Origin of the sequence: Erwinia endophytica (genome assembly GCF_009295515.1) — a bacterium.
GTDB classification, from domain to species: Bacteria; Pseudomonadota; Gammaproteobacteria; order Enterobacterales; family Enterobacteriaceae; genus Erwinia; species Erwinia endophytica.
The window spans coordinates 100551-122192 of the sequence record NZ_RQVV01000057.1 but is presented as its reverse complement, the minus strand read 5'-3'; the positions used below and the strand labels follow the sequence as shown (position 1 = coordinate 122192).

The 21642-nt window shown below is 53.7% G+C and carries 17 protein-coding genes; 11 read left to right on the top strand and 6 right to left on the bottom strand.

Annotation, left to right across the window (positions count from 1 at the left end):
- The gene (gene mraZ, locus EH228_RS17950) at positions 1-459 is read right to left on the bottom strand and encodes a division/cell wall cluster transcriptional repressor MraZ (protein ID WP_152322987.1); all 459 of its coding nucleotides are present in this window, start codon (positions 457-459) and stop codon (positions 1-3) included.
- 439 nt (positions 460-898) lie between these two features.
- Here mraZ and EH228_RS20675 point away from each other — a divergent pair, with 439 nt between their 5' ends.
- Positions 899-1021, top strand: a complete 123-nt coding sequence (locus EH228_RS20675; protein ID WP_275065368.1) for a hypothetical protein — start codon at positions 899-901, stop codon at positions 1019-1021.
- Here the strand turns inward: EH228_RS20675 and cra are convergent.
- The 3 genes from cra to ilvI all read right to left on the bottom strand — a co-directional run bounded on the left by cra (position 1001) and on the right by ilvI (position 4429).
- Positions 1001-2011 carry a catabolite repressor/activator gene (gene cra / locus EH228_RS17945; RefSeq protein ID WP_152323149.1) on the bottom strand — a complete coding sequence of 337 codons (1011 nt, stop codon included), beginning with the start codon at positions 2009-2011 and terminating at the stop codon, positions 1001-1003. The genes EH228_RS20675 and cra overlap by 21 nt on opposite strands.
- A 199-nt stretch (positions 2012-2210) precedes the next feature.
- Positions 2211-2702: an acetolactate synthase small subunit gene (gene ilvN / locus EH228_RS17940; RefSeq protein WP_152322986.1), complete on the bottom strand. Its 492-nt coding sequence runs from the start codon at positions 2700-2702 to the stop codon at positions 2211-2213.
- Between the two features lie 2 nt (positions 2703-2704).
- Positions 2705-4429, bottom strand: coding sequence for an acetolactate synthase 3 large subunit (ilvI, locus tag EH228_RS17935; RefSeq protein WP_152322985.1), 1725 nt, complete (start codon positions 4427-4429; stop codon positions 2705-2707).
- Between the two features lie 596 nt (positions 4430-5025).
- On the opposite strand from ilvI, the gene leuL reads away from it, so the two are divergent.
- The 5 genes from leuL to leuD all read left to right on the top strand — a co-directional run bounded on the left by leuL (position 5026) and on the right by leuD (position 9999).
- Positions 5026-5190, top strand: a complete 165-nt coding sequence (gene leuL, locus EH228_RS20900) for a leu operon leader peptide (RefSeq protein WP_152322984.1) — start codon at positions 5026-5028, stop codon at positions 5188-5190.
- Positions 5191-5280: 90 nt separating this feature from the next.
- Complete coding sequence (gene leuA, locus EH228_RS17925; protein WP_152322983.1) at positions 5281-6849, top strand: 2-isopropylmalate synthase; 1569 nt, start codon at positions 5281-5283, stop codon at positions 6847-6849.
- A gap of 2 nt (positions 6850-6851) precedes the next feature.
- Positions 6852-7940, top strand: coding sequence for a 3-isopropylmalate dehydrogenase (gene leuB, locus EH228_RS17920; protein ID WP_152322982.1), 1089 nt, complete (start codon positions 6852-6854; stop codon positions 7938-7940).
- Between the two features lie 2 nt (positions 7941-7942).
- Positions 7943-9382 carry a 3-isopropylmalate dehydratase large subunit gene (gene leuC / locus EH228_RS17915; protein WP_152322981.1) on the top strand — a complete coding sequence of 480 codons (1440 nt, stop codon included), beginning with the start codon at positions 7943-7945 and terminating at the stop codon, positions 9380-9382.
- 11 nt (positions 9383-9393) lie between these two features.
- A complete protein-coding gene (gene leuD / locus EH228_RS17910; RefSeq protein ID WP_152322980.1) occupies positions 9394-9999 on the top strand; it encodes a 3-isopropylmalate dehydratase small subunit in 606 nt (201 codons plus the stop codon).
- Between the two features lie 193 nt (positions 10000-10192).
- On the opposite strand, the gene EH228_RS17905 is transcribed toward leuD, so the two are convergent.
- On the bottom strand, positions 10193-11371 hold the full coding sequence (locus EH228_RS17905) for an MFS transporter (protein ID WP_152322979.1): 1179 nt from the start codon (positions 11369-11371) through the stop codon (positions 10193-10195).
- A 551-nt stretch (positions 11372-11922) separates the two neighbouring features.
- On the opposite strand from EH228_RS17905, the gene thiB reads away from it, so the two are divergent.
- Genes thiB through thiQ form a run of 3 tightly spaced genes read left to right on the top strand, consistent with a single transcriptional unit; the run spans position 11923 to position 15186 of the window.
- A complete protein-coding gene (gene thiB, locus EH228_RS17900) occupies positions 11923-12909 on the top strand; it encodes a thiamine ABC transporter substrate binding subunit (RefSeq protein ID WP_152322978.1) in 987 nt (328 codons plus the stop codon).
- Complete coding sequence (gene thiP, locus EH228_RS17895; RefSeq protein ID WP_152322977.1) at positions 12885-14495, top strand: thiamine/thiamine pyrophosphate ABC transporter permease ThiP; 1611 nt, start codon at positions 12885-12887, stop codon at positions 14493-14495. The genes thiB and thiP overlap by 25 nt, the downstream gene beginning before the upstream one ends.
- Entirely contained in the window at positions 14479-15186 is a 708-nt protein-coding gene (gene thiQ / locus EH228_RS17890; protein ID WP_152322976.1) for a thiamine ABC transporter ATP-binding protein ThiQ, read from the top strand. The genes thiP and thiQ overlap by 17 nt, the downstream gene beginning before the upstream one ends.
- Here thiQ and EH228_RS17885 read toward each other — a convergent pair.
- A complete protein-coding gene (locus tag EH228_RS17885) occupies positions 15170-15940 on the bottom strand; it encodes a DedA family protein (protein WP_152323148.1) in 771 nt (256 codons plus the stop codon). The genes thiQ and EH228_RS17885 overlap by 17 nt on opposite strands.
- Before the next feature lie 290 nt (positions 15941-16230).
- Between EH228_RS17885 and polB the strand changes: the two genes are divergently transcribed.
- Positions 16231-18597, top strand: coding sequence for a DNA polymerase II (polB, locus tag EH228_RS17880; protein WP_152322975.1), 2367 nt, complete (start codon positions 16231-16233; stop codon positions 18595-18597).
- Positions 18598-18723: 126 nt separating this feature from the next.
- Positions 18724-21630, top strand: a complete 2907-nt coding sequence (gene rapA / locus EH228_RS17875) for an RNA polymerase-associated protein RapA (RefSeq protein WP_152322974.1) — start codon at positions 18724-18726, stop codon at positions 21628-21630.
- The last annotated feature ends 12 nt before the right edge of the window (positions 21631-21642 follow it).

The following is a 21642-nucleotide window of genomic DNA, read 5'->3' as shown; positions in this document are numbered from 1 at the left end:
CTATAGTGACAAGCCCTGCAAACGCTCAGATAACGGTTCCTGAGTCGACTGCTCCGCGTCAATATCCTCCCTGACTTGTTGATACCAGGTCTGTTCATCCCACAGTTCAAACTTGTTGAACTGCCCCACCAGCATCACTTCTTTGGTCAAATTTGCATGCTGACGTAAAGTATTCGCCACCAGCAGACGACCTGCGCTATCCATCTGACATTCACTGGCATGCCCAAGTAAAAGGCGTTGAACGCGACGCTCAGCCGGGTTCATGCTGGATAAACGGGCCAATTTACGTTCAATAATTTCCCATTCAGGCAAGGTATAAAGCAGCAGGCATGGCTGATGGAGGTCAATGGTACACACCATTTGCCCTTGAGACTCCCCGATCAGCGTTTCGCGATAACGCGTAGGCACGGCCAGCCGCCCCTTGCTGTCGAGATTGACTAACGTTGCTCCACGGAACATGCCAGTCTTATCCTCCAGTTACCCCGTTTCACCACTTTCCACCACAAATTCCCACTAAAGGAGTTTACGGAGCGAAGGAAAACATTGTCAAGCTACAGCGGACGCCGAATAGAATTATTTCTCAGTAGATAAAAACGCAGAAGAGTTAAAAAAACGCGGTTTACTCAGAAATTTTAAATTAAGCCGATGAATAATAGTAGGAAATTTCGGAAGAATTTTACATTGTTCAAAAATATGCCAGTTTATGGCCACAAAATTCGTCAGCCTGACTTTGCGACGCGGGCGGCATTTTAGGCTATTTCCTAAAAAAATCCCAGCCCACTCACCTAACCTCGGTACTCACACGCAATGTCGAAGTACAAGTCTCTAATAAATATGATGGGTTATATAAAAAAGATTAATCCTCCGGGTTTTATTTACGCAACAAGCGGAGAGGATCATGTTAACAATTAAAAATGGATACTGGATTGCCAAAGGGAAAGGGAAAGAGAAAGGGAAAGATAAAAGGGCAGCGGGTTTAACTGCCTTTTTAGTCAAACGACTAACTGAGCTTACGGCTTAATCGGCCACGACGATAGAGATTACGGCGAATTCGGGTCAAACCGGGTTTCGGCTTACGCGGTTCATCCAGACTGGCCAACACTAATTCCAATACGCGCTCTGCCACGTCGCGGTGACGTTGCCCCACAGCCAGTACCGGACATTCCAGGAAATCCAGCAGTTCATGGTCACCAAAGGTGGCTATCGCCAAATCAGAAGGCAGGCGCCCTTCACGCTTGAGCGCCACATCCATCACGCCCTGCAACAAACCAAAAGAAGTGGTGAACAACGCATCCGGCATCACATGCGTTTCCAGCCATGTTTCAAACAACGCCGCAGCAGCAGTCCGCTCAAAACTATTGGCATAAATAAAATCTATCTTACGTTCATCATCTTTCCACGCCTCGCGAAACCCCATTTCACGCAGGAAACTCACTGACAGTTCGGGTAACGCCCCCAGAAAGAGTATCGAGTCAACTGGCTGCTTACGCAGTTCCGCCGCCAGCATGACGGCGTCATCCTGATCCGCACCCACCACGCTGATAAAGTGTTCGCGATCCAGCGCGCGGTCCAGTGCAATAATCGGTAACGGATCGTTAATCCAGCGCTGATAGAAAGGGTGCTCCGGCGGCAAAGAGGTCGACACAATGATGGCATCCACCTGACGCTGCAGCAGATGCTCAACACAACGCATCTCGTTATCAGGCTGATCTTCTGAACAGGCAATCAACAACTGATAACCGCGCTGACGGGCCTGCCGCTCAAGATAGTTGGCAATGCGGGTGTAGCTGGTATTCTCCAGGTCGGGAATAACCAGGCCGATTGAGCGGGTACGACCTGCTCGTAATCCTGCCGCCACCGCATTGGGATGGTAATTATGCTCACGCACAACCGTCATCACCTTCTCAACGGTTTTGTCACTGACACGATACTGCTTAGCTTTACCATTGATAACGTAACTCGCCGTTGTACGCGATACACCGGCAAGGCGCGCAATTTCATCCAGTTTCACAAGAACCCCACGCATCAGGCACCAGAACGGCGCAAAAAATAGCCGCGGCGCGGCTATGAATAAGATATTTGTTACATCTAACAGTAGAACAGTTTAGCGAGCAACTGCTTTTATTTCCGTACCGAAATTTTCTGACAAAAGTAAAAAAACCCGACCTGATGCCGGGTTAGTCAACCACAGTGAACGTCACCCAACAGCATTAGCGCATAATGCGATCGCCTCGGGAGACGCCGACAATCCCGGAACGGGCAACTTCAACAATTTCAGCCACCTCGCGCACCGCGCCGAGAAAAGCATCCAATTTGTCACTGGTCCCGGCGAGTTGCACCGTATACAACGATGGCGTTACGTCGACAATCTGACCACGGAAAATTTCCGCACTGCGCTTAACTTCTTCACGGCCGTAACCGGTCGCCTGAATTTTAACCAGCATAATCTCACGTTCGACGTAATCCCCCTGTCCCAATTCGCTGACACGCAGGACATCCACCAGCTTGTGCAGTTGCTTTTCGATCTGTTCCAGTACCTTCTCATCGCCGACAGTCTGGATGGTCATTCGCGATAACGTGGGATCGTCAGTCGGTGCAACGGTAAGGCTTTCAATGTTATAGCCGCGTTGGGAAAACAGCCCCACCACACGCGACAATGCGCCGGATTCGTTTTCCAGCAGTACCGATAAAACTCGACGCATAATTAAGTCCTCTCCGTTTTGCTCAGCCACATTTCGTCCATCCCGCCACCACGAATCTGCATAGGGTATACGTGCTCAGTGCCATCAACATTAACATCAACGAATACCAACCGCCCGGTGCCCAACGCTTCCAACGCCTGGGTCAGCTTCGGCTTCAGCTCATGCGGATGGTCGATGCCAATGCCGACATGACCATAGGCTTCCGCCAGGCGGACGAAATCAGGCAGCGACGCCATATAAGATTGTGAATGGCGTCCCGAGTAAATCATATCCTGCCACTGCTTAACCATGCCAAGAAAGCGGTTGTTCAGGTTCAACACCAGTACCGGCAGATCATATTGCAATGCGGTGGACAGCTCCTGAATATTCATCTGGATACTGCCATCACCAGTCACACAGATAACCGTTTCTTGCGGCAGCGCCAACTTAACGCCCAATGCCGCAGGCAAACCGAATCCCATGGTGCCGAGGCCGCCTGAGTTGATCCAACGACGCGGCTTATCAAACGGGTAATAGAGCGCGGCAAACATTTGATGCTGCCCCACATCAGAGGTGACGTACGCTTCGCCTTTGGTCAGCTGCCAGATGGTTTCAATCACCGCCTGCGGTTTGATCTTCTCGCTACTACGATCAAATTCCAGGCAATGGCGTGCACGCCACTGATCAATCCGTTGCCACCAGTCGCGCAGGCTGTCGAAATCCTGCTCATTCTCTCCCTGCGCCAGCAGCTCAAGCATCTGGCCCAGCACCTGCTTCGCATCGCCGACGATCGGCACATCTGCCGGCACGGTCTTCGAAATTGACGTCGGATCGATATCAATATGCAACACGGTAGCATTCGGGCAATATTTAGCCAGATTGTTAGTGGTACGATCATCAAAGCGTACGCCAATAGCAAAAATCACATCGGCGTTATGCATGGTCATGTTGGCCTCAAAGGTGCCATGCATCCCCAGCATCCCTACACTCTGGCGATGCGTTCCTGGAAATGCCCCCAGTCCCATCAGTGAACTGGTCACCGGCAGATTCAGTTGTTCGGCCATCTGACGCAGTTCAGCATGGCATACCGCGTTAATCACCCCGCCACCGGCATAAATTACCGGTCTTTTCGCCGCGAGAAGCACTTGCAGCGCTCGCTTAATCTGCCCCTTATGCCCCTGGGTCGTTGGGTTATAAGAACGCATACTGACCGATGTCGGCCAGACGTAGGGCAGCTTATTCGCTGGGTTCATCGCATCTTTTGGCAGGTCAATAACCACCGGCCCCGGACGTCCGGTAGAAGCCAGCCAGAAGGCTTTTTTCATCACCGTGGGAATGTCTTCGGCCTGTTTAACCATAAAACTGTGCTTCACCACCGGACGAGAAATCCCCACCATGTCGCATTCCTGAAAAGCGTCATAGCCAATCAGCGAGGAAGGTACCTGACCAGAGAGCACCACCAGCGGGATGGAATCCATATAAGCAGTAGCGATACCCGTGATAGCATTGGTGGCACCGGGGCCGGAAGTCACCAGCACCACGCCCACTTCGCCAGTGGCCCGGGAATACCCATCGGCCATGTGTACGGCGCCTTGCTCATGGCGCACCAGCACGTGCTCAATACCGCCGACGGTCTGCAACGCATCGTAGATATCGAGAACCGCTCCGCCGGGGTAGCCGAATACATGTTTAACGCCCTGATCGATCAACGATCGGACGACCATCTCGGCTCCTGACAACATCTCCATTTTTGCCTCCAGGCTTTTAAGGTGCTGAGTTATCCGCAAATCGCAAGCCCCCACAGGATTCGCGTGCGGATAAGGTCAAAACCGGTGTTTAGTAAGGGTAAGAAATCATTTCCAACATCCAGGCGTAGCCTGGCACTCTGGTTTTTTTGCTTTTAGTTGAGAAGTACCATAACCGCAGAAAAGTTAGCAGGCAAACGCCATACCACGCACTGGAGTCAGTTGCTGCATGGAAAGACACGCCTCCTGACGGAGCATCGACGACAATTACACTGAAAAGTAAGCAAAATAGCAGTAATTTACTCTGCAATTTAATTCATTTTCAGTTCATCATCTTACTTACCAAAACAAAGCTAAAGAGAACAAACGCTCACCTGTTCAAATATCAAACAAATTTTAGTTTTATATACTTAATTTTTAACAACCAATAAAATAATCAACCAACCTTAAGGTTATTATCACGCAGGCAAATTCATAAGATTTACCGATATAACAGATAAATTAAAAAGTTTTTACCGCAAACCGCCGCAGGCTTACGACCCGTTTCAGCAAACGGTAAACCGGGACATTCCCCCGACAATGGGAAGAATGACGGCGAGATGCCTTACTGTTTATGGTTGACATTCCCCCCCTGTTTCAAGTATCAATATGGGAACAGCAAATTTATGAGGTCTGATTCAATGATTCATATCACTCGCCTACCAGGTCTACTACTAAACGCATTTTTTGTGCGCGGTAGGCTGGTGGGCGAAATGAATCACTGATTCAGGCTTGCAAACTAAAAAACCCGCGCCAAGGCGCGGGTTTTTTTATGCCCGCTGTTATGGCGAAGCAAATATGACAAGGAATACCCGATGAGCCAACAAGTTATTATTTTCGATACCACTCTGCGAGACGGTGAGCAGGCATTACAGGCAAGCCTGAGCGTAAAAGAGAAACTGCAAATAGCGCTGGCGCTGGAACGCATGGGCATTGACGTAATGGAAGTGGGTTTTCCTGTCTCTTCTCCCGGCGACTTTGAATCAGTACAGACCATTGCCCGCCAGGTTAAAAACAGCCGTGTTTGCGCGCTGGCCCGTTGTGTCGAAAAAGACATTGATGCCGCCTATGAAGCCCTGAAAGTCGCCGAGGCTTACCGTATCCACACCTTCCTGGCAACCTCACCAATGCACATCGCCACCAAACTGCGCAGTACGTTGCCAGAGGTGATTGAGCGCGCGGTAGCCATGGTGAAATACGCCAGAAATTACACCAATGATGTCGAATTCTCCTGTGAAGACGGCGGGCGTACGCCGATTGATGATCTGTGCCGCGTGGTGGAAGCCGCGATTGATGCCGGAGCGACCACCATCAACATCCCGGATACCGTGGGTTATACCCTGCCAGGCGAATACAGCAACATCTTCGCTCAGTTGCGTAACCGCGTCCCCAATATTGATAAAGCCATTTTGTCTGTCCATACCCATGACGATTTAGGCATGGCAGTCGGTAACGCGCTCGCCGCCGTACAGGCTGGCGCGCGCCAGGTTGAAGGCACCCTCAATGGACTGGGCGAACGTGCCGGTAACTGTGCGCTGGAAGAAGTGATTATGGCGATCAAAGTCCGCCATCAGTTGATGAAGGTACACACCGCTATCAACCATCAAGAAATTTATCGTACCAGCCAAACCGTCAGCCAGATTTGTAATATGCCGATTCCGGCGAATAAAGCGGTAGTCGGTACCGGCGCCTTCGCCCACTCCTCCGGTATTCACCAGGATGGGGTGCTGAAGAACCGTGAAAACTACGAAATCATGACGCCGGAATCCATCGGCCTGAACCAAATCCAGTTAAACCTGACCTCCCGCTCCGGTCGCGCCGCGGTAAAACACCGTATGGATGAAATGGGTTATAAAGAACATGACTACAACCTGGATGCGTTGTATGACGCCTTCCTGAAGCTGGCGGATAAGAAAGGCCAGGTATTTGATTACGATCTGGAAGCGCTGGCCTTCATCAACAAACAGACCGAAGAACCGGAACACTTCCGCCTGGATTATTTCAACGTGCAGTCTGGCTCCAGCGTGATGGCGACCGCCTCGGTGAAACTGGGCTGTGGTGAAGAAGTGAAATCCGAGGCTGCTACGGGTAACGGCCCGGTCGATGCCGTTTATCAGGCGATCAACCGCATTACCGATTTTGATGCTGAACTGGTGAAATACCAGTTAACCGCGAAAGGCCACGGCAAAGATGCGTTGGGTCAGGTCGATATTGTCGTGAACTACAATGGCCGTAAATTCCACGGCGTCGGTCTGGCAACCGATATTGTGGAATCTTCAGCCAAAGCAATGATTAATGCGCTGAACAACATCTGGCGTTCCCGTCAGGTTGAGCAAGAACTGCAGCGTAAGGCAAAAGCTAAAGACCAGAAGGAAGCAGTGTAATCATGTCCAGGACTTATCATATTGCCGTGTTACCCGGAGACGGCATCGGCCCAGAAGTGATGGCTCAGGCCAGTAAAGTGCTTGATGCCCTGCGTCAGCGTTTCGACATGCGCATCACCACCAGCGAATATGATGTGGGTGGCATTGCCATCGACCGTCACGGTGAACCACTGCCGCCAGCGACGATTGCCGGTTGCGAACAGGCTGATGCTATTCTGTTCGGTTCAGTCGGCGGCCCGAAATGGGAGCATTTACCGCCTGCGGAACAACCTGAGCGCGGCGCCCTGCTGCCATTACGCAAACATTTCAAACTGTTCAGCAACCTGCGGCCAGCCAGTCTGCATCAGGGACTGGAAGCTTTCTGCCCACTGCGCAGTGATATTGCCGCCCAGGGTTTTGATATCCTGGTGGTGCGTGAACTGACAGGCGGTATCTATTTTGGTCAGCCTAAAGGTCGTGAAGGTAGCGGCCAGCACGAACGCGCGTTCGATACCGAGGTATATCACCGCTTTGAAATTGAGCGTATCGCCCGAATCGCCTTTGAGTCAGCCCGTAAACGCCGTAACAAAGTCACCTCAATCGATAAAGCCAATGTGTTGCAATCTTCGATTCTGTGGCGGCAAATCGTCAATGAAGTGGCGGCGGATTATCCGGACGTCGAACTGAGTCATATGTATATCGACAATGCCACCATGCAACTGATCAAAGCGCCGTCTCAGTTCGATGTGATGCTGTGTTCAAATCTGTTCGGCGACATTCTCTCTGATGAATGCGCCATGATAACCGGCTCCATGGGTATGTTGCCCTCTGCCAGCCTTAACGCTCAGGGTTTTGGCCTGTTTGAACCCGCCGGTGGTTCCGCCCCGGATATCGCCGGTAAAAATATTGCCAACCCGATTGCCCAAATCCTGTCGTTGTCGCTGTTGCTGCGCTACAGCCTGGAAGCGGCCGACGCCGCCGACGCAGTCGAGCAGGCCGTTAGCCGGGCGCTGGCGGAAGGTTACCGCACCGGTGATTTAGCCGGTAATGGTCCCGCCACCAGCACCGAGGAAATGGGATCAATCATTGCCCGATTTATCAGCGAAACCTGATCATGAAAACATTATACGAGAAGCTGTTTGATGCCCATGTCGTGTATGAAGCGCCCAACGAAACGCCGCTGTTATATATCGACCGGCACCTGGTCCATGAAGTAACGTCAGCGCAGGCCTTTGATGGCTTGCGGGCGCATGGTCGCGCCGTTCGTCAGCCATCAAAAACCTTCGCGACGATGGATCACAATGTCTCCACGCAAACCCGTGATATCAACGCCAGCGGCGAGATGGCCCGCATCCAGATGTCGTTGCTGATCAAAAACTGTGAAGAATTTGGCGTCCGCCTGTACGATCTTAAACATCCTTTCCAGGGCATCGTGCATGTCATCGGCCCTGAGCAGGGGATGTCTCTGCCTGGCATGACCATTGTCTGCGGTGACTCGCACACCTCCACCCACGGTGCTTTCGGCGCGCTGGCTTTTGGTATCGGCACCTCGGAAGTAGAGCACGTGCTGGCGACGCAAACGCTGAAACAGGCCCGGGCGAAAACCATGAAGATTGAAGTGGTGGGTCAAACCGCGCCGGGGATCACCGCCAAAGACATCGCATTGGCCATTATCGGTAAAACCGGCAGTGGCGGCGGTAACGGTCATGTTGTGGAATTCTGTGGCCCGGCGGTGGAAGCGTTGAGTATGGAAGGCCGCATGACCCTGTGTAATATGGCGATTGAACTGGGCGCGAAAGCGGGACTGGTGGCGCCGGATGACACCACATTTAACTATGTCAAAGGTCGCCAGTTCGCGCCGACAGGCGAGGCATGGGATCAGGCTGTCGCCTGGTGGCGTACCCTGAAATCCGACAGCGGCGCGCATTTCGACAAAGTTATCACCCTGAATGCCGCGGATATTGCACCGCAAGTGACCTGGGGCACCAATCCAGGCCAGGTCATCGCCGTCAATGAATGCATTCCTGATCCGGCCTCGTTCAGCGACCCGATTGAACGCGCTTCGGCGGAAAAAGCGCTGGCGTATATGGATCTCAAACCCGGTGTCAAACTGACCGACGTTAAAATTGACAAAGTGTTTATCGGTTCCTGCACCAACTCGCGTATCGAAGATTTACGGGCCGCTGCCGCAATAGTGAAAGGGCATAAAATCGCGACTGGCGTACAGGCTTACGTCGTGCCTGGCTCTGGCCCGGTAAAAACCCAGGCGGAAGCGGAGGGTCTGGATAAAATATTTCTGGATGCCGGTTTCGAATGGCGTTTACCCGGTTGCTCCATGTGCCTGGCGATGAACAATGACCGTCTCAGTCCCGGCGAACGTTGCGCTTCCACCAGTAACCGTAATTTCGAAGGTCGTCAGGGACGTGGTGGCCGTACTCATCTGTTGAGCCCAGCGATGGCGGCGATGGCGGCAATCGCCGGACACTTTGCTGATATTCGCGAGTCAAACAACAGGGCGCCGTTGTCTACTGTAACGTCCCCTTCCCTGACTTAAGGAGCCGTATCATGGCGAAAAAATTTACCCAGCATACCGGTATCGTCGTACCGATGGATGCTGCCAACGTGGATACCGATGCCATCATCCCCAAGCAGTTTCTGCAAATGGTGACACGTACCGGTTTTGGTCGCAACCTGTTCTATGACTGGCGTTATACCGATGCGGAAGGGCAGATCCCTAACCCCAATTTTGTCCTGAACAAACCCGAGTTCCGTGGTGCCAGCATTATGCTGACCCGTGAAAACTTTGGCTGTGGTTCTTCCCGCGAGCATGCGCCCTGGGCGTTAACCGATTATGGTATTCAGGCCATTATCGGCAGCGGTTTTGCGGATATTTTTGCTAATAATTCCTTCAACAACCAGTTGTTGCTGGTGACGCTGAGCGAAGAGGAAGTCGATGAACTGTTTCAACGGGTGGCGGCCGAGCCGGGGGGCAGTTTTACCGTCGACCTGGAAAATCAGCAGGTGATCGCCGGAGAAAAGCACTACGCGTTTAGCATTGACAGCTTCCGCCGTCACTGCCTGCTCAACGGACTGGATAACATCGGCCTGACGTTACAACATGATGCTGCTATCCGCGCTTATGAGCAGAAACAGCCGGCATTTTTGCGCTAATCCGGGACAGCACAGTGCCTGGCGCGCAGGAAAAATATCAGGTAAAAGCCTCTCTCAGCGCCGCAATAAGCCGTGAACAACGGTTGGGAATAAGCCTCCCGCCATGGACGGCGAGGGTTGGGCGGTGATGGATGACGCCTGTCGACTCTGATGAGTTTCTGTACTCCCCCTGTTCAGCGGGCTGATCTTTCTTTCAGACATCCTTCACTTTCACCACCATCGCCAACGATAGCAGCGAGAGGATTAATGCTGCCCAGTACACCGAGTAGTGGCCAAACATCTCTGCCAACGCCCCCTGCACCACCCCTGCCAGGATCATTCCAGTGGAGATACTGTTGGTAAACAACGTCGTCGCGGCTCCCGGCCTTCCTGGCATCAAATCCTGAAACCAGAGCATGCCAATCCCCGCCACAATCCCGATGAACACGGCATTGAAGAGCTGCAAGACCAGCAATGCCATCCGTGAGTGGAACAGTACCAGCCCGAGGTAAAACACCGCCCCCGCCACCACGGCAAATAACATCATATTTCGCTTACCCAAACGCTTAACATAATGCCCGGCCAACAACATGGCCGGAATTTCCAGCCCAGCAGCCACCCCCATCAGCAGCCCGGCCAAACGATCAGACAGCCCTAACACGCTGCTGATATACAGCGGCATGTCAATGATATACATCGTATTACAGGTCCACATCAGCAATGAGGCGACAAACAGCCACCTGACGTCCTTATTCTTCCACACCTGAATCTGCGTACTGACCGCTTCCGTCGGCTGTTCAACCCGCGGCACTGAAGGCAATGCAACCCAAATCAGCACCATACAGATCACAAACAACCCAGCGGCAATCACAAACATGGTGGTGAAACCGTAATTCAGCGCCAGTGCGAAAGAGAGCGGCGGCCCGACAACCCATGCCAGAGAGAGTTGCGCACGCATCACTGAACTGAACATCACCACTTCTCGTGCCGAGCTGTCGGCATATTCCCGGGCCAGCGCGAAGATTTGCGGCATTGATACGTTCGCAATCGCCGATAGCAACACCCCCACCGTGATCAACGTGAGATAATTCCGGCTAAACGCAAACAGCAACGCATTGCCCACCGCCATCAGGCAGCAAAACAGGATCAGCATCCGGCGGTCGCCACGGTTATCAGAGCGTTTGGCCACCAGCAAGCTGACCACGATGCCCGCAATCGCGTTGACGGTATAAAACAGCCCCACCCAGAATGGACGCACATCCACCTCACGGGTGAGAAACAGACTGAGAGTGGGTGCCTGTAGCGCGCCTGCCACACCCACCATAAAAGACACCACCATAAATGCGAAATAGACCGGATTGAGACGACGGCGAGGTAAAAGAAGCGATTTCATAGCGGGTCCTTCAAGGAAATATCTCGGTACAAGGCGTACAGCAAACAAAGAGGATGCATATATCCCCGCCATACTTCAAGTCACCGGGAGGCACCTCCATTTAGCACAGGTGCGTTGGTATCCCACAGGCACGGCAAACTAGCGGCCTCACACCACATCGCGACGGAGCTGTTGGAGAACATGACAGGAACAGGTGTAGCAGGCACAGAGTCAGCATAAGTTGCTTTCAAATCCGCCAGGTTGGCGTCGTCTGTATCACGACGCTTTCGCTATCGCCGGGAAATCACTAGAATAAGCCGTTCTCAACGGGGTGCGAAAAAAGATGCCGCGAGCCGGTGTGTAATCAGTGAAGGACAGCGTACAGAAACCGCCTCATGCCGCGTATGTGAGGATTTCGAACACAGTCCAACGTTATTAACACACCCGATGCTGACCGTTTTTTCGCTGAGACAGACCCGTCGAACCTGATCCGGTTAATACCGGCGTAGGGATTTGAGAGTGTTTCGTCTGCTCAGATCCTTTGCGATACCCTCACTGTTAAGGAACGCAAAGTGTTAAACAAAGTCATTCCCCTGCTGATGCTGTGTGCCCTTCCTGCTTTTGCAGCCAAACCGACACTGACGATTTACACCTATGATTCATTCGCGGCTGACTGGGGCCCCGGTCCGGCGATTAAAAAAGCCTTTGAAGCCGACTGTGATTGCACGCTGAAATACGTCACGCTGGAAGATGGGGTATCACTGCTTAACCGACTGAAAATGGAAGGGAAAAACAGCAAAGCTGATGTCGTGTTGGGGCTGGATAACAACCTGCTGGATGCGGCCGAGAAAACTAACCTGTTTGCCAAAAGCAACGTCGATACCCGTAAAATTACCATTCCCGGCGGCTGGAAAGATCTCACGTTCGTGCCTTTTGACTATGCCTGGTTCGCCTTTGTTTATGACAAAACCAAACTGCCGAATCCGCCAAAGAGCCTGAAGGAACTGGTTGAGACTGACCGACCGCTGAAGGTGATTTATGAAGACCCTCGCACCAGTACACCGGGTCTGGGCCTGCTGCTGTGGATGCAGAAAGTGTACGGTGACCAGGCACCTGATGCCTGGCAAAAACTGGCGAAGAAAACGGTCACGGTCACTAAGGGTTGGAGCGAGGCTTATGGCCTGTTCCTGAAGGGGGAAAGCGATATGGTGCTGAGCTACACCACCTCTCCGGCATACCATCTGATTGCCGAGCATAAGTCGCAATATGCGGCGGCCAATTTCAGCGAAGGTCACTACCTGCAGGTAGAGGTGGCTGGCCAGTTGAAAAGCAGCCAGCAACCGCAACTGGCGCAGGCATTTATGCGCTTTATGCTGGATAAACCTTTCCAGGACGCCATTCCAACCGGCAACTGGATGTATCCAGCCGTGAAAAGTCCGTTGCCGGCTGGCTTTGCCACTCTGACTATTCCGGCCATTTCATTGCAATACACGCCGCAGGAAGTCGCCCGCTATCGCAGCCAATGGATCAATGCATGGCAACGCGCCGTCAGCCGCTGAATATCGCAGTCTTAGTCCCCGGCGTCCTGACGGCAATAGTGCTGGTCGCCGTGGCGCTGTTGGCGTTATTCGCCCTCTGGCACAATGCGCCAGAGATCAACGGGCTTGATGTCTGGCGTGACGACTATCTGTGGCACGTATTGCGTTTTTCCTTCCTGCAAGCGTTTCTTTCCGCGACTCTGGCCGTGGCGCCTGCTATTCCCCTCGCCCGCGCCTTATACCGGCGTCGTTTCCACGGCAGGGAAACACTACTACGGCTGTGCGCCATGACCCTGGTATTGCCGGTTCTGGTGGCGGTATTTGGCCTGCTCAGTGTTTATGGCCGTACTGGCTGGCTGGCCACGCTCTGTACCCTGCTGGGTGTGAACTATACCTTCACACCCTATGGTCTGTCGGGCATCCTGTTAGCTCATGTCTTCTTTAACCTGCCGCTGGCGGCACGCCTGCTGTTGAAGACGCTGGAACACATTCCTGGCGAACAACGCCAACTGGCCGCCCAGTTAGGCATCACCGGTTGGGATCACTTTCGCATTGTGGAATGGCCGTGGCTGCGTCGCCAAATCCTGCCCACTGGCGCGCTGATATTTATGCTGTGCTTTGCCAGTTTTGCCACCGTGCTGTCACTGGGCGGGGGGCCGAAAGCGACCACCATCGAATTGGCTATCTTTCAGGCGTTGAGCTTCGATTACGATCCTGGGAGAGCGGCGCTGTTGGCACTGATTCAAATGACCTGCTGCCTGGGGTTGGTGTTACTCAGCCAACGCCTCAGCAAAGCGATACCCTCCGGCACCGCCAGCATTGAGGGTTGGCGCAATCCACAGGACAGTCGATTGGCCAGAGCTATCGATAGCCTGCTGATCGGGCTCACCGTGTTGCTACTGCTGCCCCCTCTGCTGGCCGTGATAGTTGACGGCCTTAATCGCGATTTACCCACCGTTCTGCGGCAACCCGCACTGTGGCAAAGCACATTCACGTCAATACGTATTGCCGTGGCCGCAGGCATCCTCTGCGTAATCCTCACCACAATGTTGCTGTGGAGTAGCCGGGAGTTACGCCTGCGCCAGCGGGTATTCGCTGGTCAGATGCTGGAACTGAGCAGTATGCTGATCCTCGCTATGCCGGGCATCGTGCTGGCAACCGGCTTTTTCCTGTTGCTCAATCAAACCGTCGGCCTGCCGCAATCGGCGGATAGCATCATTATTTTCACCAATGCGTTGATGGCGCTGCCTTACGCAATGAAAGTGCTGGAGATCCCGCTACGCGACATTGCCGAACGCTATAACCGTTTATGTCTGTCGCTGGATATTCGTGGCTGGAACCGACTGCGGTTGATCGAACTACGGGCGCTGAGGCGGCCGCTGGCTCAGGCGCTGGCTTTCGCCTGTGTGCTGTCGATGGGTGATTTTGGGGTGGTGGCGTTATTTGGCAACCAGGACTTCCGTACGTTGCCGTTTTATCTCTATCAGCAGATAGGCTCTTATCGCAGCAATGATGGCGCGGTCACCGCCCTGCTGCTGCTGCTGCTGTGTTTCATTTTATTCACCGTGATTGAAAAACTACCGGGCCGCCATGCTGACACTGAGTAACCTTACCTGGATCTATCACCACCTGCCGATGCGCTTTTCATTCAGTCTGCAGGCAGGGGAAAGACTTGCTGTACTGGGGCCGAGCGGCGCAGGCAAAAGTACCCTGCTAAACCTGATTGCCGGTTTTCTGACCGCAGACAGCGGCAGTCTGTTACTTAACGGTGAAGAGCATAACAAGACGCCACCGGCCAGGCGCCCGGTCTCAATGCTGTTTCAGGAAAACAATCTCTTTCCCCATCTGACCGTGGCGCAAAACATTGGTCTGGGGCTTAATCCGGGGCTGAAGCTGACTCAGCAGCAACATCAGGAACTGCAAACTATCGCGCAGCGAGTCGGGCTGGGAGATTACCTGTCGCGCCTGCCGGCGGCGCTCTCAGGCGGGCAACGTCAGCGTGCCGCGCTCGCACGCTGTCTGGTGCGGAAACAACCGATACTGCTGCTGGATGAGCCGTTTTCCGCACTGGACCCCGCACTGCGTCAGGAAATGCTGCAACTGGTGGATGAAGTCTGTCTGGAGCGTAATATCACCCTGCTGATGGTCTCGCACAGCATTGCCGACGCGGTGCGCATTACGCCGCGCAGCATGCTGATTGTCGATGGCCGGGTGTACTGGGACGGCAGCACGACCGCACTGCTGAAGGGAGAAGTCAGTGAGGCGGGCATTTTAGGCATCACTACCCATGCCCAATAAAGACCTGCGACAGTAACTGACGGAATATCGGCATCATCGGATCAAACTGGATAGCCACCACGCTGGCGATAGCAAGCATCACCATCAGTGGCGCCAACCAGCGCAGACGAGTGGCAGGTAGCCAGGCCGATGCCCAGTCCGCCGTTTTTTTCACCCGACCCCAGCGCCAACACAGCCAGCCGCTCAACCATATCAGCAATGCCACCGCCAGCAGCAACCATTTAAACATGCCGCTACTGGTTCCCTTCGGCACATCAATCGCCACTCCGGCCAGAATCCCCGGCAACAGGTACAGCGGTGGCCACAGCAGACACCCGATAATATTCGGCGGAATAAATTTCCTCACGGGGAGTTCAAGCATCCCCGCCATCAGCGGGATCAACGGACGGGTCGGGCCGACAAAACGCCCCACAATAATGGTAAACACGCTATGCTGATACAGCGCGTGTTCCGTTTTATCCATCAGCGCCTTATGCTTTTTAATAAACGCCCAGCGATGTAGCGGCCCTTTAAATTGCCAGCCAAGCAGATAAGAGATCCAGTCGCCCACCAGGCAACCTACGCTACCCGCGATCCAGGCTGGGTACAGTCCAATCTGTCCGCTGCCAATCAACGCGCCAAACGAGGCCATCAATACCGTTCCGGGGAGCAGCAGGCCAACCAGCGCCAGCGACTCAAAAAAAGTAATCAGCCCTACAGCCAGCAGTGACCAGGCAAGAGACTGCGTTATCAAATGTTGTAGCCAGGCTTCCATACTTTTCACATTCTGTCTTTCAGAAGGACGGATTGTCCAGAGACGCTCTGAATCCGTCAAGCGTTGATTTGTATGCGAATGCGGCCAGGCTGACTCACTGACCAACAGACACTCAGGACTCTCCCTCCCGCACCTCCCGGTATTGCGTTCGTCCACGGTGATTTTGTTGGCGATCATCTGGTCAGTGGTCGGTGCGACTGACAAAATTTTCTGTGGTTTTCGTTTACGTTGGATACTGTATAAATAAACATGTTATTATTACGTATTAATTACCGTCACAAGGACGCCCGTTGAACGACACGCGCGCAGGTTTTCTACTTACCCGACACTGGCGGGATACGCCTTCAGGTACGGAAGTGGTGCTGTGGCTGGCGACAGATACTGGGCCGCAGCGCGTGGTGCTGCCGCCGCAAGAGTCTGTCGCTTTCATTCTACAAGAATCCCTGACGCAGGTGGCCACGCTACTGCAACAGGAGCGTAATTGCCGCCTGGCACCACTGGAGCTGAAAGATTTTCGCCACCGTCCTGTCGCGGGTCTTTACTGCAAACAGTATCGTCAGTTGCAAAAACTGGAAAAACTCCTGCGCGAAAACGGCGTGAAAGTTTATGAGGCGGATATCCGCCCGCCGGAACGTTTTCTGATGGAACGCTTTATCACCGCGCCAGTATGGTTCAGCGGCCAGCCCGCAGGCAGCAGCCTGATCAATACCCGTCTTAAACCCAATCCCACCTATCGACCACCGCTGAAGTGGGTCTCACTGGATATCGAAACCAACCGCCACGGCGAGTTGTACTGCATCGGGCTGGAAGGCTGCGGCCAGCGCGATGTGTATATGCTGGGGCCGGAAAATGGTGAGGCCAGCAAACGGGATTTTCATCTGGAATATGTCGCCAGCCGGCCACAATTACTGGAAAAACTTAATGCATGGTTTACACGGCACGATCCTGATGTCCTGATTGGCTGGAACGTAGTGCAATTTGATCTCAGGACGCTGCAAAAGCATGCTGATCGCTACGCGATCCCACTGCGCCTGGGCCGCAATAACGAAAATCTGGAGTGGCGCGAGCATGGCTTCAAACCCGGCGTGTTCTTCGCCCAGGCCACCGGTCGCCTGATTATTGACGGTATTGAGGCGCTAAAATCAGCCTTCTGGAATTTCGCCTCGTTCAGTCTGGAAGCGGTCGCACAGGCATTGCTGGGCGAAGGCAAAGCCATCGACAATCCGTGGGACAGAATGCAGGAAATCGACCAGCTCTTTGCCGAAAATAAGCCTGCGCTGGCACGGTATAACCTGAAAGACTGCGAACTGGTCACGCGCATTTTTCAGCATACCGAACTGATGCCTTTCCTGCTGGAGCGGGCCACGGTTAACGGACTGGCGGCCGACCGTCACGGCGGCTCCGTCGCCGCCTTCAGCCATTTGTATTTCCCCCGCATGCATCGGGCTGGTTTTGTCGCGCCCAATCTGGGAGAGGTCACGCCAGAGGCCAGTCCCGGCGGTTATGTGATGGATTCTCGTCCTGGATTGTATGACTCCGTACTGGTACTGGATTACAAAAGTCTGTATCCCGCCATTATTCGTACTTTTCTGATCGATCCGGTTGGACTGGCTGAAGGTATGGCGCATCCTGATGATGCTGATTCAGTCAGCGGTTTTCTCGGCGCGCGCTTCTCGCGCACCCGCCACTGCCTGCCAGAAATTGTCAGCCAGATTTGGCAGGGGCGTGAAACAGCCAAAAAACACGGCAACCAACCGCTGTCGCAGGCGTTGAAAATCATCATGAACGCCTTTTACGGCGTGCTGGGCACCAGCGCCTGCCGCTTCTTCGATCCCCGCCTCGCGTCTTCTATTACCTTGCGCGGCCACGACATCATGCGTCAAACCAAAACGCTGATCGAGGCCGAGGGATATGACGTCATCTATGGTGATACCGACTCAACGTTTGTCTGGCTGAAAAAAACGCACGATGAAGCGCGCGCCACGGCCATTGGTCGCCGCCTGGTGGCAAAAGTCAACACCTGGTGGCAAGATCACCTGCGAGAAACGCTCGGCCTCGACAGCGCGCTGGAGCTGGAATACGAGACGCATTTCAGCCGTTTTCTGATGCCAACAATCCGCGGTGCCGAACAGGGCAGTAAAAAGCGTTATGCCGGGCTGATCCGTGAGAGTGAGCAAGAGCGAATGGTGTTTAAAGGTCTGGAGACCGTACGTACCGACTGGACACCGCTGGCACAAAATTTCCAGCAAGCGCTGTATCTGAAGATCTTCAAAAAATTGCCTTACCAGGATTATATTCGCGAAACCGTACGCCAACTCCTGGACGGTGAACTGGACGACCAACTGATCTATAGCAAAAGGTTACGTCGCCCGTTGAAAGACTATCAACGCAACGTTCCCCCGCATGTCCGGGCAGCACGTATCGCGGATGAACAAAACCAAAAACTTGGACGGCCACTACAGTATCAAAATGGCGGAAAAATTCGTTATGTCATGGCGACATCCGGTCCGGAACCTCTGGAAGTTCGCCTTACCCCTCTGGACTATGATCACTATCTGGCAAAACAGCTGCAACCCGTCGCCGATGGCATACTACCTTTTCTCCAGGATGACTTTGCTACACTGGTCACTGGTCAATTGGGGCTTTTTGACAGGTGACGAACGCGTTGCCTTCCAGTACCATAACGCCCTTCCTGATGTTCTGAATTTTTCTGCCGGGCAATGACTGCCAGGCGGAAGTGCTGTTGCCTGCAACAACCTCTAAGAGAATCGAGCCGAATATTTATGCCTTTTACACTTGGTCAACGCTGGATCAGCGATACGGAAAGCGAACTGGGATTGGGAACCGTTGTCGCAGTAGATGCGCGCATGGTGACACTGCTTTTCCCCGCCACTGGCGAAAACCGCCTTTATGCTAAAAATGATTCACCGATAACCCGTGTGATATTTAATCCAGGCGATACCATCACCAGCCATGAAGGCTGGCAGTTGGAAGTGAGCGAGGTCCTCCACGATAACGGCGTGGTGACCTACACCGGCACTCGCCTGGATACCGAAAAGACGGGCGAGCTACTGCGGGAAGTGATGCTCGACAGCAAGCTGGTATTCAGCAAACCGCAGGACCGACTGTTCGCGGGGCAGTTGGATCGGATGGATCGCTTCGCCCTGCGTTTTCGCGCTCGCAAATATCAAAGTGAACAGTATCGTTTGCCGGTCAGCGGACTACGCGGAATGCGTACCAGCCTGATCCCTCACCAATTGCATATCGCCCACGATGTGGGTCGCCGCCATGCTCCTCGCGTTCTACTGGCTGATGAAGTGGGACTGGGTAAAACTATTGAGGCGGGGATGATTATCCACCAGCAGTTGCTGGCAGGCCGTGCCGAACGTGTACTGATTATTGTACCGGAAACGCTACAGCATCAGTGGCTGGTCGAGATGCTGCGCCGTTTCAATCTGCATTTCTCCCTGTTCGACGATGATCGCTATACCCAGGCGCAGTTGGACAGCGATAACGCCTTTGAGACCGAGCAGTTGATCATTTGCTCACTTGATTTTGTACGCCGTAATGAGCAACGCCTGACAATGCTGGCTGCGGCCGCCTGGGATCTGATGGTTGTTGATGAGGCACATCACCTGGCCTGGCAAGAAGGACAGCCCGGGGATGAATATCGGGTGATAGAACAACTGGCTCAACAGATCCCTGGCGTGCTGTTATTGACCGCCACACCTGAGCAACTGGGAATGGAAAGCCATTTCGCCCGTCTGCGTTTGCTCGATCCGAACCGCTTCCACAACTTCACCGCCTTCGTGGAGGAACAGCAACATTTCCGCCCGGTCGCTGACGCGGTAGCAGGCCTGCTGGCCGATAAAGCGCTTAGCGAGCAGCAAATGAACCTGCTTAACAATCTGCTGGCCAAACAGGACATTACCTCCCTGTTGCAAACCGCCAACGGCAATGACCACGACACGCTGGCCGCGCGTCAGGAACTGGTCAGTATGCTGATGGACCGCCACGGTACCAGCCGCGTCCTGTTCCGTAACACCCGTAACAGCGTAAAAGGTTTCCCACAGCGCAAACTGCAGACGGTCCGTTTAGCATTGCCCCCGCAGTACCAGACCGCCTTCAATGTTTCCAGCATGATGGACGCCGGTAAAGCGCCAGAGGCGCGCGCACGCGATATGCTCTATCCGGAACAGATTTATCAGCAATTTGAAGGCAACAGCGGCACCTGGTGGAATTTCGACCCACGCGTCGAGTGGCTGATGAATTTCCTGACCAGCCACCGTGAGCATAAAATACTGGTGATCTGTGCCAAAGCCGCCACTGCCCTGCAACTGGAACAGGTGCTGCGTGAGCACGAAGGTATCCGTGCTGCCGTCTTCCATGAAGGCCTGTCAATTGTTGAACGTGATCGGGCTGCAGCCTGGTTCGCTTCTGAAGAAAACGGCGCTCAGGTTTTGCTGTGTTCGGAAATCGGTTCAGAAGGTCGTAACTTCCAGTTTGCCAGCCAGATGGTGATGTTCGATCTGCCGTTTAACCCGGACCTGCTGGAGCAACGTATTGGTCGCCTGGATCGTATCGGTCAGGCGCACGATATTCAGATCCATGTACCGTATCTGGAGAACACCGCCCAATCCGTGCTGGTACACTGGTACCACGAAGGGCTGGACGCGTTTGAGCACACCTGCCCGACCGGCCGCGCGGTCTATGACCGGGTTTACCCGCAGTTGATCGGGTTTCTGGCTGCGCCGGAAAACCCACAAGGGCTGGACGCGTTTATCACCGAATGCCGCCAGCAGCATGAAAGGCTGAAAAACCAGTTGGAGCAAGGCCGTGATCGCCTGCTGGAACTGAACTCCAATGGCGGTGAACAGGCTCAGGCGTTGGCAGCGCAGATTGGCGAGCAGGACAATGACGTCGAACTGGTCAACTTCGCGCTGAATCTGTTTGATATCGTCGGGATAAACCAGGAAGACAGCAGTGATAACCTGATCGTGTTGACGCCAGGCGATCATATGTTGGTACCGGACTTCCCGGGGGTGCCGGAAGATGGCTGTACGGTAACATTTGACCGCAATCAGGCGCTGTCTCGTGAAGATACACAGTATCTCACCTGGGAGCACCCGATCATTCGTAACGGTCTGGATCTGATCCTCTCCGGCGATACCGGAAGCTGCGCGCTGTCACTGCTGAAGAACAAGGCCCTGCCAGTGGGAACGCTACTGGTTGAATTGATTTATGTTGTGGAAGCGCAAGCGCCTAAGCACCTGCAATTAACCCGTTTCCTGCCGCCAACCCCGGTACGTTTGCTGGTTGACCGCAAAGGTACCAATCTGGCCGATAAAGTTGAGTTCGAAAGCTTCAATCGCCAATTGAATGCCGTTAACCGCCACACCGGCAGTAAACTGGTGAATGCGTTACAGCAGGACGTCTATGCCATTCTGCAATTGGCAGAGAGCAAGGCGTCGGAGCAAGCTCGTCAGTTGATTGATATTGCCCGTCAGGAAGCGAACGAAAAGCTGAGTGCCGAGCTGTCGCGTCTTGATGCGCTTAGCACCGTCAATCCCAATATCCGTCAGGATGAAATTGACGCGCTGGAAAGTAACCGTGAGCAGGTGTTAGCTGCGTTGGATAAGGCTGGCTGGCGCCTTGACGCATTGCGTCTGATTGTCGTCACGCATCAGTAAACATTAATGGGA